Raw genomic sequence first — 12,289 nt, 5'->3', positions numbered from 1 at the left:
AATGGGGTAACTCTGTTAATAGGCGTTGAACTATCTGGTCTAAAAATAACCATAGTTTGTAAAATAATGCAATTTAAATTTCGCTATGCGGAATTAAATTTTAATATTTGACATAGAAATTTCATTTAAATATAAAGAATGACAACTTGCTTCCATTCAAATGTCGAATTGCGTCGCGAGAATAGTTAAAAACACAAACAGGTTGAGGCGAACATGAAGTTTCTAGGTCTTTCCGGATTTATCGGTTGTGCACTGGGGTTGGCGTTGGGGGTTGGTTTTTCCGCCCCGGCTCATTCAGCAAATTTCGTTATTGGGGAACATACACCGCTGAGCGGTAAACTCGCACGCGTTGGTACGGGGTCCCACCGTGGTGTTATGACAGGTATTAAGGTGCTGAATGATAAATATGCAGGTCAGCATACATTCGAACTTAAAACCATTGATGATGAAAGCTCCCCTGCCAAGGCCGTGAGTGCGGTTGAAAAACTGGCAAGCGAAGGTGTGATTGCCTTTAGTGGCGGTTACGCATCCGGCGTTATCGGCCCGGCATCTGAAGCTGCGAACAAGGCGAACATTCCTTATATCACCTTTGGCGGTGTGGCAACGGCGTTGTCACAACGCGGTCACGAAGGTTTCTTCCGTATCAACAGTGCAGCAGGTTATGGTAAGGCGTTGGTCGGTCTGGTTGATGAAATGGCACTGAAAAGTGTTTCAATTGCATATTCCAATAAAGAAGCCACACATAAAATGGCAGGCTATATTGAAAAGAAATTGAACGAAAAGGGCCTGAAAGTCTCGACACACGAATATGATGCCCATGTGAAAGATTTTAAATCCATCGTAAATAAAATCAAATTGCGTGATCGCTCTGAAGCCATTGTTATGGTTGGGTATGAAAGCGAATATGTCGGTATCTTGCGTGCAGCAAAATTGTTGAAACCGGATGTAAAAGCTATGATCGGCGTGTGGTCCTTGGCGACAGGCAAGATGGCGAAAGAATTCCCCGATCTGATGGAAAATGTTTATGGAACTGCGATGTTACCGTTCCCGGTTTCTTTCAATTCCCCAAAACAAAAACTCTTTTATGAAGCGTTTAAAACCAACTTCAAGGATGAACCAAGCTATCTGGAACAATTCGGTTACGTTCAAACCCGTCTGTTAGGCGAAGCCATTGTGCGTGCGTTTGATAAAAACGAGTTGAACCTGAAAGGCATTGCTGATGAGTTACGCAAGACCGATGAGGAGACCATTTCCGGCCGGGTTCGTTTTGATGAACATGGCGATAACCCGGAATTTGTCCAGCGTGTCGGTCAACACCAAAAAGGTAAAATTCCGCTTGTTTGGCCTGCATCTTCGAAAACAGGTGAGAAAGTGTTCCCCGGAACACCCTGGCAGTAAGTATTCAGCAATAACATATAGCCCGGGATTCGGCCCGGGGACCTGAAGGAAGAAGAAAGATGGAACTTACGGCCCAGGCGATCTTCACCGGACTGCTGATGGGGGGCTTCTACGGACTTGTTGCCGTTGGGCTGGCTCTCGTTTTCGGAACGATGAAGGTAATTAACCTCGCGCATGGCGAACTGGTGTTGTTAGCGGCATACATCGCTTACGCGGTTGAAAGCCAAACCGGGATTAACCCTTTATTGGCAATGCCGATTGCAATGGCGGTTGTGATTGCAGCCTCCCTGATCACCTTTTATCTAACCAATAAAATCAAAAAAGATCGGGAGCTTAATTCCCTGATCCTGACGTTTGGTTTAGGGATCGTCCTGACCAACGGCTTGTTGATGGTGTTTTCCGCCGATATTTATTCGACCCAAAGCGCGTGGTTTATGGAAGGTCTGGTGATTGCGGACTCGTTATTTAGCATGCGCAGTGAAATGCTTGCGTTTGTTGTTGGTCTGTGTGCGTTGGGTGGCCTTTACTGGTGGTTAAATCATACATGGCATGGTCGTGCAATCCGCTCGGTCTCGTCAAACCGGGATGCCGCCAAGCTGATGGGGATGAACCCAACCAAGGCAGAGCTTTGGTCATGGGCGATTGCAGGCGTTTTGGCGGCCTTGGCGGGGGTCATGTTATATGTGACCAGTGTTATCCATCCCCCGATCGGTCATAGTCTGACGATCAAAGCCTTTATTATCACAGTTCTTGCCGGTATGGGATCTATTCCCGGTGTGCTGGTCGGGGCCTTGATGATTGGTGTGATTGAAGGGCTGACCACAACGTTTTTCCAATCTTCACTTTCTGAACTGGCAAGTATGACCGTCTTCCTGTTGGTCCTGCTGGTTATGCCGTCCGGTTTGTTCGGGAAAAAGGCGGGTCATTAAGATGAATATTAAAATTTCTGCACTCATGTTGGGCGTCATGTATCTTGGCGTTCCGTTTTTCCTTGGCGATAATGATTACTTAATCGGTCTTGTCGCATCGGCCTTAATTATTGCCGGTGTTGCGGTGGCCTGGGCCTTGCTTGGTAATCTTGGCGGGATGGTCAGTTTCGGACACGCCGCTTTCTTTGGTGTTGGGGCTTATACATCGGCTGTCTTAACGATGGATTATGGGGTGCCCGTCTTTGTCGCTCTTGTTGTCGGTGGGGTCGGTGCGAGTTTGTCGTCTATCTTTATGATGCCGGCGCTTCGATTACGCGGTCCTTATTTCGCCTTGGCCATCCTGGCTTATGCCGAAATTTTTAAAATTCTGGCAACCGAAGCCACGGGCTTGACCGGTGGGGCTGGTGGGTTGCTCAGTATTCCGTCTTTGCCTGTTTTTGCCGGGGTTGATTTTGGGACAAAATTAGGCGGCTATATCGTTATTTTGAATATCGTTACCCTGATGTTGATTACCTATTACTTCATCCGTCGCAGTTCCTATGGTTTGGCGTTAAAAGCCATGCATGATTCTGAACTGGCAACACGGATTGTCGGGGTTCCCGCAACCTATTTGAAAGTTGTTATGTTGCTTGTGTCTGCCTTTATGACCGGTGCGGTCGGGGCATTTAATGCGCATTATATTAACTTTCTTGAACCCGATTATGCGTTTTCCGGGACATGGACGGTCTTTCCGATTGTCGCGGCAATTTTCGGGGGCTACCGCACGCTAAGCGGTCCGGTTTTAGGGGCGTTGTTTATTTATCTGGTGGATCAACTGGTCTTTAAAAACCTGATACCGCAAGGGCACCAATTGATCCTTGGGGTGATGCTGGCCGGAATGATTATTCTCAGCCCGTCCGGTTTGTTGCCGGTGATTACCAACCTGTTTACGCGAAAAAAAGCAGATAACAAACGGGGGGAAGCACAACATGCTTAAAGTCGAAAATCTAAGTGTGAATTTTGGCGGTGTGCGCGCCCTTCAGGACGTGAGTTTTGAAGTTCAGACACATGAAGTTCTGGGGCTGGTTGGTCCGAACGGGGCAGGTAAAACGACAAGTTTTAATGTTTTGTCCGGCACTGTACGCCCAACGGCGGGCAGTGTGACTTATGAGGGACATGATATTTTAAAGTCTTCCATGCATCAGCGGGTGACGTTCGGGATTGGGCGGACATTTCAAATTCCCCAACCCATGCATGAACTGAGCGTGCGTGAAAATCTTATTGTTGCCCAACGTTTTGGCCGTCCCGATGGCAAGGTCAAGCAAGAGCGAATTGATGAAATTTTGGAATCTGTCAATCTGCTGCATAAGGCAGAGGCAGACGCGGCAACTGAACTGGCCTTGACGGAGCGTAAAGCCCTTGAGGTTGCCAAGGCGTTGGCAACAGAACCGACTTTGTTAATGCTGGATGAAGTTTTGGCCGGTTTGGAGACGACCAGTAAAAAGCTGTTCATGCAAACCCTGAAGAACATTCGCGAGAAGTATTCCCTGTCCATGATTGTGATTGAACACGATATTGAAACAATTATGAATATGTGTGACCGCGTTGTGGTCTTTAACTTTGGCAAGGTTATTGCCGATGGCGATCCCGAAGAAACATTCCGCAACCCCGAAGTAGTAAGGAGTTACACCGGTGAAGTACCTGCTTGAGACTGAAAAATTAAGTGCCGGTTACGGGGCGATGGAAGTCTTTTGGGATTTGTCGCTGACGTTTGAGGCCGGACGGACCACAACAATTGTTGGTCCGAACGGTGCCGGGAAAAGTACGTTTTTGAAAACCCTGATGGGACTGATTGAACCGCGCGCAGGCGATATCCGTTTTAAGGGACAAAGCTACGTTAAAGAACCGACATGGAACCGGATTAACGATGGTTTGGTTATGATCCCGGAAGGGCGTTTGCTCTTTTCTGATTTAAGCGTGGAAGAAAACCTTATTATGGGGGCTTATCCGAAGAAAACACGCAAATCGATGGAAAAAAACCGTGATCATGTTTTCCAGTTGTTTCCACGTTTGAAAGAACGGCGTAATCAGGAAGCCGGAACCCTGTCAGGGGGCGAGGCGCAAATGCTGGCCATTGGCCGTGGATTGATGGAAGAACCTGAAATCTGTCTGGTTGATGAACCTTCGCTTGGCTTGTCCCCGGTGATGACCAATGAAATTTTTTCAATCTTTCGGGAGTTGAAAGAAGATAAGATGACAATTGTGTTGGTGGAACAAAACACCAATCAGGCTTTGAAAATTGCCGATCATGTTTATTTGATGCAGGCCGGTAAAGTTACTTTGTCCGAACCGCGTGAAGCTGTGGACTTACAGCGTCTTGAAGATCTGTATTTTGCAAGAACGGCATAAATTACGAACTTAGACCAAATAATCCCTAGATTTGGTTTAATGCCCTTATTTAATAAGGGATACTGGCTCTGTCATTTTTAATGATAGGGCCGTTTTTTTATGGAAAAGTCGATTAACGATTGGAAATGGATATATTGCGGCTGACGATCGCTACATTGCGGGATAGCTGGTCCCAAATGAGTGTCTTCTGTGGGGATTTTTTGCTAATACCGATGTAAAGCGGAATTTCATCAATGACGCTGATACTGAGGCCAGCGGTGTTGCGGTCTTCGATGAAATTGCCCGGCATGAGGGAATAATCGGCGCGGCCGTTTCGGATAATTTCCAAAATGTTGCGGATGTGTGAGGTTTCTGAAACACGCATGGATTTAGTCGTATAGTCTTTTATCAGAGACGTACCGCGTAAGAAAACCCCGTGGAAATCCTTGATGTTACCAAGGTGGATATCCTGCCCGTCTCGTCGAACAAGGATAACCGGCAGCATGGCAATCGGGCCATAAAGGTCCAGAAAGGTTTCGCGCTCAGGTGTTTTGAAGATGCAAGGGGTTATATCGGATTTGCCCAATTTCAGGGACTCAACAATCCGTTTCCACGGCATATCCTGCACAGATACATTATGAAGTGTTTCTTCAACCCGTTCCAGACAGCGCGCATTTTGAGGAAGGCCTTTTATCATTTCAAAAGATACCGCGACTTTCAGGGAAGAGTGATCTTCAGAAAATGCAGGATTGATATAGCCTCCAAGGATTGCAACCAGGCAACATATCAGTGTTCGTTTACTTGAGAGCACGGTGCTGTGGTTTCCTGTTTTAGTGAGTTTCTCGTTTCAAGAGAAGAATACCACAGAATACGTCCAGGTTTTAGAGATAAGTATCCAGGCTGAATAAATGTTCCAGATGCGGCTTGGCGATGGGGCCATCCAGATCGACACCGGTGCGTATCAGGCCTTTCACAAAATCCCGCACATGTTTATACATCCATGATTTAGCTTCTACCACATCATGCTTGCGCAGTGCATCAAGCATGATTTTATGGGCTTCCAGCAGGCGGGACGGGGCTTCGGGTACCGTTTCGAAAATATACTGGGTTGCCGGATAAATCAGCAAGCCGGAGGGTTCACGCGCCAGAATAAAGACGCGGTTTTGTGCGGCTTCGGCTATTATGCTGTGGAATTCGGTATCAAGGCGGGCGAGTTCGTTTTTATCGTTCAGTTTCTCTTCGGTTTCACGCACATTGCGTTCCAAACGGTCAAGCTGGTCATCGGTGATATGTTTTGCAGCCAATTCAATGGTTTTAGGTTCCAGAATTTCCAGTGATTCCACCAGTTCGCGAAAGGTAACTTTATGCAGGACCAAGGAACGGCTGATGCGTGTTGCCAGTTTGTCATACCCGGGAAGGGACACATAAAGGCGGCGTTTTTCACCCCGGCGCAACATACCGCTTTGTTCCAACAGGCGGATGCCCTCGCGAACCGTGGATCGGTTGACACCGAATTGTTCAACAAGGTCGGCTTCTGTACCGATGGGTTCTTCGGGTTTGATCAGGCCTTCCATGATTTGCTGTTCGATTGCATCGGCGACCTGACGATAGGCAGGTAAGATTTCAAGCTTTTCGAATTTTTGTTTTTTCATAAGAAGTACGAGAGTCCCGATTGAGCCTTTGAACAAAGGCGTGCTAATTCCCGCGAATATAGTGGAGATAGGCGGACTTGTCATTAGGGTTGTTACCTCGAATCTTTTATGCATTTGCTCTTCATTCTCATTCTTTACCGACTGAATGTGTCAGGCTGTGTAGTGCTTGACGCAGGGGATATAAGGCATCGCTGCACTGCACATAATAAAATTTCAAAAAATGCTTGATTGGCGAACATAATTTTATAAAGTCCTATTGTCCGACAATGCGAAGATCCAAAGATCATTTAAACCAATAATTATAAGGGAGGCTGTTGGATGTTTGAGAAATTGTCCCTTCAACCTGCCTTTAATCAGGTGGTTGAAGCGATTGAAATGAAAATCATGCGCGGGGAGCTTTCCCAAGGCGACCAAATTGGTACGGAAGCGGAATTGGAAAAACAATTCGGTGTCAGCCGTAACACCATTCGCGAAGGGGTGCGCGTTCTGGAATATCTGGGTTTGTTGACGCGTCGAAAAGGGCGCAGGCTGAGTGTGGATCGTCCCAAAAGCAATTTGATGAGCGCACAGATCAAGCGCACCCTTTTGATGCAGCGTGCGACCTACCGCGATCTTGTGGAATATCTCAGCTTTGTTGAAATGGCGTCCATTGAAAATGCCTTGCAGCATGATAACGCGGTGTTGTTTAGCGCGCTGCGTGAAAATTTGACGCAGACCCGTATGTCCATGACGGAGCCGGAAACGCTGGCGCGACTGGATATGGAATTTCACACCACATTGGCGCGTGCCACGGAAAATGCGGTGATGGTTATGGCTTATGAACCGGTTGGTCAGCTGATTTATGCTTCTACTCAGCAGATTTTTGAAAAGGCACCGATCGGGGCGCAACGTCTTTATGACGCGCACCGTATCTTACTGGAGGCGTTGGAAGCCGGTGATCGGGATAAGGCGCTGAGTTGGATGAAGAAACATATTCTCGATTTTGAAAAAGGCCTGCTGGGCGTGGGTGTCAATTTCGATGATCCGGTGACGTCGAAATACTGGATCGATAAAGAGCATTAACAGGGAAACTTCAAAAAGAAGAAAGCAATGCAGATGAGGCAAGTATCACAGAGCGCGCGGTCGATAGAACCTCCGCTCTTAAATCAGGAAATATTGGCGGTGGATCGTGTCAGCCTGTCATTTGGCGGGGTCAAAGCATTGTCCAACGTGTCTTTCAGTGTGAAAGAGGGATCGATTACATCCGTGATCGGGCCAAACGGGGCGGGAAAGACGTCTTTGTTTAATTCCATATCCGGTTTTTATAAACCGAGTGAAGGCGATGTGCGTTTCTTAGGCGAGAACGTGAATAAAATCACGGCGCCGGAGCGAGCTGAACGCGGCATGGCGCGAACCTTTCAAAATATTGCCCTGTTTAAAGGGATGACGGTTTTAGACAATATCAAACTGGGTCGTCACGCCCATTTGAAAACCAATGTTCTGGATGCCTTGTTTTATTTTGGGCGCGCCCGGCGTGAAGAATGTGAACTGCGCCGTGAAATCGAAGAACGTATCATTGATTTTTTGGAAATTGATCATATCCGTAATCAATCCGTTGCCAATCTGTCTTATGGGTTGCAAAAACGGGTGGAACTGGCGCGTGCCTTGGCCATGCAGCCGAAAATCCTGCTTCTGGATGAACCTGTCGCGGGCATGAACCGCGAAGAAACCGAAGATATGGCCCGTTTCATTCTGGATGTGAAAGAAGAATGGGGCGTGACGGTTTTAATGGTGGAACACGACATGGGACTGGTCATGGACCTGTCTGATCATGTGGTCTGTTTGAATTTTGGCAAAGTCATTACCGAAGGTTTGCCCGGTGATGTTCAGGCGCATCCCGATGTGATTTCCGCTTACTTGGGTTCCGGTGATGTTGCGGCCCTTCGCAAAAAATTCAAGGAGGGAAAATAAGCTATGGATTGGTTGTTTTTCAGCGAAATCGGATTAGCCGGGGTCGGCAGTGGCGGTCTTTATGCCCTGACCGGTTTGGCCCTTGTTCTGATTTATAAGGCGACCCGTGTTGTCAATATGGCAATCGGCGAGATATTGATGTTCGGTGCTTATGTTTTCATGGGGTTCAGCGCGGGACTAGCCTTGCCGATGTGGGCGGCCATTCCGTTGGCTATTCTCGTTACAGGCCTGATGGGTGGCGTGATTGAACGTTTGATCATTCGCCCGATGTTGGGTGAAAGCGCAATTTCCATCTTTATGGTCACCATCGGTTTAGGCAGCGTTCTGGTGGGTTTGGTCGAGATTATCTGGGGGGCAAACCCGCAGCGTCTGGTCGAATTTATGCCATCTGATCCGATCTTTATCGGGGAAGCTTATTTATCATCCAAAGTTGGTTATGCCTTTGCTATTGCAGCGGTTGTTCTGGGCCTGTTCCTGATTGTTTTTCGCACATGGCGCGGTGGTGTTGCCTTGCGCGCCACAGCAGGTGATCAAGCAGCGGCCTATTCAATGGGGATTAACGTTCCCGGGGTTTTTTCCAGCGTTTGGGTCATTACGGCGATGATTTCTGCCGGGGCAGGCATTCTGGTCGGGTCCATCGGCGGAATTTCACCCAACATGGGGGTGTACGGCCTGTCTGTTCTGGTCGTCGTGATTGTCGGCGGTTTGGACAGCTTGTTGGGTGCCCTGATTGCCGGGGTCTTGGTCGGCATAATCGAAACCTACGCCGGGGCTTATTTGGGTGGAGAATACAAGATGCTGGCGACCTTCTGTCTGCTGGTTCTGGTTCTCGTCGTTCGTCCTTATGGGCTTTTCGGTACACATGAAATTGAACGGTTGTAAGTGATATGCGTATTGGTACAGCAAAAGAAAATTATCTCCATGATGCAGCCCTGTTCGACACGAACGTGCAGCGCGCATGGATGGTAGCCTTGGCAGCAGCCTTGTTGGTTCTGCCGTTTATCAGCGGACAATATATCGGTTATCTGGTTTGTCTGGTTTTGATCAATATTGTCAGCACCACCGGATTGAACATTTTAACCGGATTTACTGGCCTGGTGAGTTTAGGCCAAGCTGCCTTTATGGGCGTTGGCGCCTATACGGTCGCAATCCTTGAAATCAACGCCGGGACACCGTTTTTGTTAAACTTGCTGATTGCAGGTGGAGCGGCCTCTTTGGTTGGTGTCGTCGTTGGATTACCGAGCTTGCGGGTTAAGGGCTTATATCTGGCGATTGCAACGATTGCTGCGTCTGTCATTTTGCATTTTGTTTTTGCAAACTGGACAAGCGTAACAGGCGGTGTGTCCGGTCTGACCATGCCGCCTGCGTCTATCTTCGGGTTTGAACTGGTGCAGCCCAATCAGGTTTATTGGATCATCATGCCGATCACCGTTGTCATGTTGTTTGGGGCGGCGAACCTGTTTCGCACCCGCATCGGGCGTGCCTTTATCGCCATTCGGGATCGGGACATTTCTGCCGAGGTTTTGGGTATCCGTCTGTTGCGTTATAAGTTGTTGAGCTTTGCGATCTCGTCTTTTTACGCTGGTGTTGCCGGGGGCTTATGGGCTTATTTCTTCCGTGTGATTACGCCGGAAAGCTTTCCCTTGATGATGTCGATCTTCTTTTTGGCGGCCATTATCGTTGGTGGCATGGGCTCAATCCTCGGCGGTATTTTGGGCGCAGTCTTTATGACGATGGTGCCGGAAATTCTGAAAATGATGGTGGGCGTGTTATCCCCGATTTGGCCGGATGCGGTTGCGGTGATGTCACCTGTACGGATCATCGTTTTTGGCGGGCTGATCATCTTTTTCCTTATCTTTGAACCGGACGGTTTGGCCGAAATTTGGCGCAATATCCGGCGGTTCTTCCATCTCTGGCCGTTTCGGACCTGAGACAATAAAAAACTGTCAAATTTTAACTTAAACACGATCCTAACAGGGAGTAATCAATGTCTATTTTTCACAAGATAGCAAAACGAGCCACAGCCGTTGCACTGGGTGCCGGTCTGATGGTTGGTGCAGCACATGCGGCTGATAAAAAGGATATCGTTCTCGGCGGTTCCATTCCGTTGACAGGTGTCTTTGCCTTTGCCGGTGTTGGTATTCATGCCGGTATTCAGGATGCGGTTAAAATCACCAACGACAATGGCGGTATTGAAGGTCACAAGCTGGTCTATGTACCGGAAGATACAGCTTACAAGGTGGATGCGTCCGTTGCGGCCTTTAACAAAATTACCAGCCAGCATGATGTAAACCTTTATTATGGGGATTCAACGGCTTTTTCCAAAACCATCGCACCGGAACTGGACCGTTCTGGAAAAATGTTGATGGCAGGTGCATCCTTTGCATCTGAGTTGGATGATCCGAAGAAATACCCGAATATCTTTATTCCGGGGCCGAGCTATACCGACATGGTTGGTATTTTGCTGGAATATATCGCCAAGGAAAAACCGGGTGCGAAAGTTGGGTTTGTACATTCTGATACAGAATTCGGTCGTGATCCGGTTGAAGGGGCCAAAGCAAGTGCCAAGGCACTCGGCCTTGATATGAACCTTGTGATTTCCACCGCACCGGGTGGTGTGGATGTATCTACCGAAGTTTTAAAAATGCGCCGTGCACGTCCTGATTTTGTAATCTTCCACGGTTATGTTTTGGCACCGATCCCGGAATTTATCACACAAGCACGTTCTATGGGCCTGAAGACCAAATTCATGGGTACATTCTGGTCTATGGACAATTCAATGGTTGGCAAAATGGGTGATGTTGCCGATGGGTTCATGGGCGTGATGCCGTATAACTATTATTACACCACGGCGGATAATGCACCGATGCTGGATAAGATCCGTTCCATGCGTAATACCTATCAAAGCAATGCCTATATGCAGGGTTTCTTCAGCACCATGATGATGGCGGAAGCGGCGCGCAATACGGTGAAAGCAGGCAAAGAACTGAACGGGGCGAACCTGAAAGCCGGCCTGCAAGCCATTAAAGATTTTGATACCGGCGGGGTGATCGGTGTGCCTGTTTCCGTGAAAGGGAACTCAGTCCCGGTTGGTCGGGTTTATCAGTACGATGCTGCGAAAAAACAAATGGTTGCAGCTTCCGACTGGATCAATCTGGACTAAGGAAAAACTTATGACAAGCGAGTCACCCATTTTGGATATCCGCAACATCGAAGTTGTTTACAACAACACTGTTCAGGTGTTGCGGGGCTTGTCACTGTCTGTGCCGAAGGGGGCGGTTGTCGCCCTCCTCGGTTCAAACGGGGCAGGGAAATCCACGACTTTAAAAGCCATTTCACGACTGTTGGAACTGGAAAAAGGCGAAGTTAAATCCGGCGAGATCATGTTTGATGGCAAGGCCGTTCGTGAAGATAGCCCACATGGTCTGGTGCGCCGTGGTTTGTTTCATGTCATGGAAGGTCGTCGTGTTTTTGAAGATTTAAGCGTTGAAGAAAACCTGACTGCCGCCACTTACGCCGATGATCTGAATAAGGCCAAAAAACGTTTTGAGCTGGTCTATGAATATTTCCCCCGCCTTTATGAACGCCGGGACGGTCTGGCAGGCTATCTATCCGGTGGGGAACAACAAATGCTGGCTATCGGGCGGGCCTTGATCGCCAATCCGAAAATCATCTTGCTGGATGAACCGTCCCTTGGTTTGTCTCCGCTGTTTACCGAAGAAATTTTCTCCATTATTGCGCGGATCAATAACGAGCAGGGAACCTCCATGCTGTTGGTGGAGCAAAATGCGGCAATGGCCTTTGCCGTTGCGGACTACGGCTACATCATGGAAACGGGCAAGATCGTTCTGGATGGTCCGACAGACGTGCTGACCAGCGATTCAGACGTTCAGGAATTCTATCTGGGCATGGGCGGGCACGGTGAAGGCGAAAGTAAATCCTTCCGTGACGTCAAACATTATAAACGCCGCAAACGCTGGCTTTCCTAAAAGA

13 protein-coding genes are annotated in these 12,289 nt (G+C 48.2%); 11 read left to right on the top strand and 2 right to left on the bottom strand.

Going from position 1 to position 12,289, the window contains the following annotated elements; all coding sequences use genetic code 11:
• The first annotated feature begins 213 nt into the window (after positions 1-213).
• The 5 genes from IEW74_RS05040 to IEW74_RS05020 are packed head-to-tail and all read left to right on the top strand — an operon-like array spanning position 214 to position 4,715.
• On the top strand, positions 214-1,398 hold the full coding sequence (locus tag IEW74_RS05040; protein WP_188662293.1) for an ABC transporter substrate-binding protein: 1,185 nt from the start codon (positions 214-216) through the stop codon (positions 1,396-1,398).
• A gap of 59 nt (positions 1,399-1,457) precedes the next feature.
• Positions 1,458-2,327 (top strand): branched-chain amino acid ABC transporter permease, encoded by an 870-nt coding sequence (locus IEW74_RS05035; protein ID WP_188662291.1) that lies wholly within the window; start codon positions 1,458-1,460, stop codon positions 2,325-2,327.
• Between the two features lies 1 nt (position 2,328).
• Positions 2,329-3,303, top strand: coding sequence for a branched-chain amino acid ABC transporter permease (locus tag IEW74_RS05030; protein WP_188662289.1), 975 nt, complete (start codon positions 2,329-2,331; stop codon positions 3,301-3,303).
• On the top strand, positions 3,296-4,015 hold the full coding sequence (locus IEW74_RS05025; RefSeq protein ID WP_188662287.1) for an ABC transporter ATP-binding protein: 720 nt from the start codon (positions 3,296-3,298) through the stop codon (positions 4,013-4,015). Before IEW74_RS05030 ends, IEW74_RS05025 begins: the two co-directional genes overlap by 8 nt.
• Positions 3,999-4,715, top strand: coding sequence for an ABC transporter ATP-binding protein (locus IEW74_RS05020; RefSeq protein ID WP_229734243.1), 717 nt, complete (start codon positions 3,999-4,001; stop codon positions 4,713-4,715). The genes IEW74_RS05025 and IEW74_RS05020 overlap by 17 nt, the downstream gene beginning before the upstream one ends.
• A gap of 112 nt (positions 4,716-4,827) precedes the next feature.
• Here IEW74_RS05020 and IEW74_RS05015 read toward each other — a convergent pair whose 3' ends face one another.
• Complete coding sequence (locus IEW74_RS05015) at positions 4,828-5,391, bottom strand: transporter substrate-binding domain-containing protein (RefSeq protein ID WP_188662285.1); 564 nt, start codon at positions 5,389-5,391, stop codon at positions 4,828-4,830.
• A gap of 184 nt (positions 5,392-5,575) precedes the next feature.
• Positions 5,576-6,346, bottom strand: a complete 771-nt coding sequence (locus tag IEW74_RS05010) for a FadR/GntR family transcriptional regulator (RefSeq protein WP_188662283.1) — start codon at positions 6,344-6,346, stop codon at positions 5,576-5,578.
• 318 nt (positions 6,347-6,664) lie between these two features.
• Between IEW74_RS05010 and IEW74_RS05005 the strand changes: the two genes are divergently transcribed.
• From IEW74_RS05005 to IEW74_RS04980, 6 genes are all read left to right on the top strand, one after another.
• A complete protein-coding gene (locus IEW74_RS05005; RefSeq protein WP_188662280.1) occupies positions 6,665-7,408 on the top strand; it encodes a FadR/GntR family transcriptional regulator in 744 nt (247 codons plus the stop codon).
• Between the two features lie 99 nt (positions 7,409-7,507).
• Positions 7,508-8,296 (top strand): ABC transporter ATP-binding protein, encoded by a 789-nt coding sequence (locus IEW74_RS05000; RefSeq protein ID WP_229734242.1) that lies wholly within the window; start codon positions 7,508-7,510, stop codon positions 8,294-8,296.
• Positions 8,297-8,299: 3 nt separating this feature from the next.
• A complete protein-coding gene (locus IEW74_RS04995; protein WP_188662275.1) occupies positions 8,300-9,178 on the top strand; it encodes a branched-chain amino acid ABC transporter permease in 879 nt (292 codons plus the stop codon).
• 5 nt (positions 9,179-9,183) lie between these two features.
• A complete protein-coding gene (locus IEW74_RS04990; protein WP_188662273.1) occupies positions 9,184-10,227 on the top strand; it encodes a branched-chain amino acid ABC transporter permease in 1,044 nt (347 codons plus the stop codon).
• Positions 10,228-10,283: 56 nt separating this feature from the next.
• Positions 10,284-11,459: an ABC transporter substrate-binding protein gene (locus IEW74_RS04985; RefSeq protein WP_188662270.1), complete on the top strand. Its 1,176-nt coding sequence runs from the start codon at positions 10,284-10,286 to the stop codon at positions 11,457-11,459.
• 10 nt (positions 11,460-11,469) lie between these two features.
• Positions 11,470-12,285 carry an ABC transporter ATP-binding protein gene (locus IEW74_RS04980; protein WP_188662268.1) on the top strand — a complete coding sequence of 272 codons (816 nt, stop codon included), beginning with the start codon at positions 11,470-11,472 and terminating at the stop codon, positions 12,283-12,285.
• Positions 12,286-12,289 lie beyond the last annotated feature (4 nt).

The organism is Terasakiella brassicae (assembly GCF_014641495.1).
Taxonomy (GTDB): domain Bacteria; phylum Pseudomonadota; class Alphaproteobacteria; order Rhodospirillales; family Terasakiellaceae; genus Terasakiella; species Terasakiella brassicae.
The sequence above is the reverse complement of the archived record's forward strand: the minus strand, read 5'-3'. Positions and strand labels throughout refer to the sequence as shown.

What these genes read in the sequence shown, in the direction of transcription:
- IEW74_RS04980 (WP_188662268.1), top strand. Translation starts at nt 11,470, where the DNA reads ATGACAAGCGAGTCACCCATTTTGGATATCCGCAACATCGAAGTTGTT.
- IEW74_RS04995 (WP_188662275.1), top strand. Translation starts at nt 8,300, where the DNA reads ATGGATTGGTTGTTTTTCAGCGAAATCGGATTAGCCGGGGTCGGCAGT.
- IEW74_RS05035 (WP_188662291.1), top strand. Translation starts at nt 1,458, where the DNA reads ATGGAACTTACGGCCCAGGCGATCTTCACCGGACTGCTGATGGGGGGC.
- IEW74_RS05030 (WP_188662289.1), top strand. Translation starts at nt 2,329, where the DNA reads ATGAATATTAAAATTTCTGCACTCATGTTGGGCGTCATGTATCTTGGC.
- IEW74_RS04990 (WP_188662273.1), top strand. Translation starts at nt 9,184, where the DNA reads ATGCGTATTGGTACAGCAAAAGAAAATTATCTCCATGATGCAGCCCTG.
- IEW74_RS05025 (WP_188662287.1), top strand. Translation starts at nt 3,296, where the DNA reads ATGCTTAAAGTCGAAAATCTAAGTGTGAATTTTGGCGGTGTGCGCGCC.
- IEW74_RS05010 (WP_188662283.1), bottom strand. Translation starts at nt 6,346, where the DNA reads ATGAAAAAACAAAAATTCGAAAAGCTTGAAATCTTACCTGCCTATCGT.
- IEW74_RS05015 (WP_188662285.1), bottom strand. Translation starts at nt 5,391, where the DNA reads ATGATAAAAGGCCTTCCTCAAAATGCGCGCTGTCTGGAACGGGTTGAA.
- IEW74_RS05005 (WP_188662280.1), top strand. Translation starts at nt 6,665, where the DNA reads ATGTTTGAGAAATTGTCCCTTCAACCTGCCTTTAATCAGGTGGTTGAA.
- IEW74_RS04985 (WP_188662270.1), top strand. Translation starts at nt 10,284, where the DNA reads ATGTCTATTTTTCACAAGATAGCAAAACGAGCCACAGCCGTTGCACTG.
- IEW74_RS05040 (WP_188662293.1), top strand. Translation starts at nt 214, where the DNA reads ATGAAGTTTCTAGGTCTTTCCGGATTTATCGGTTGTGCACTGGGGTTG.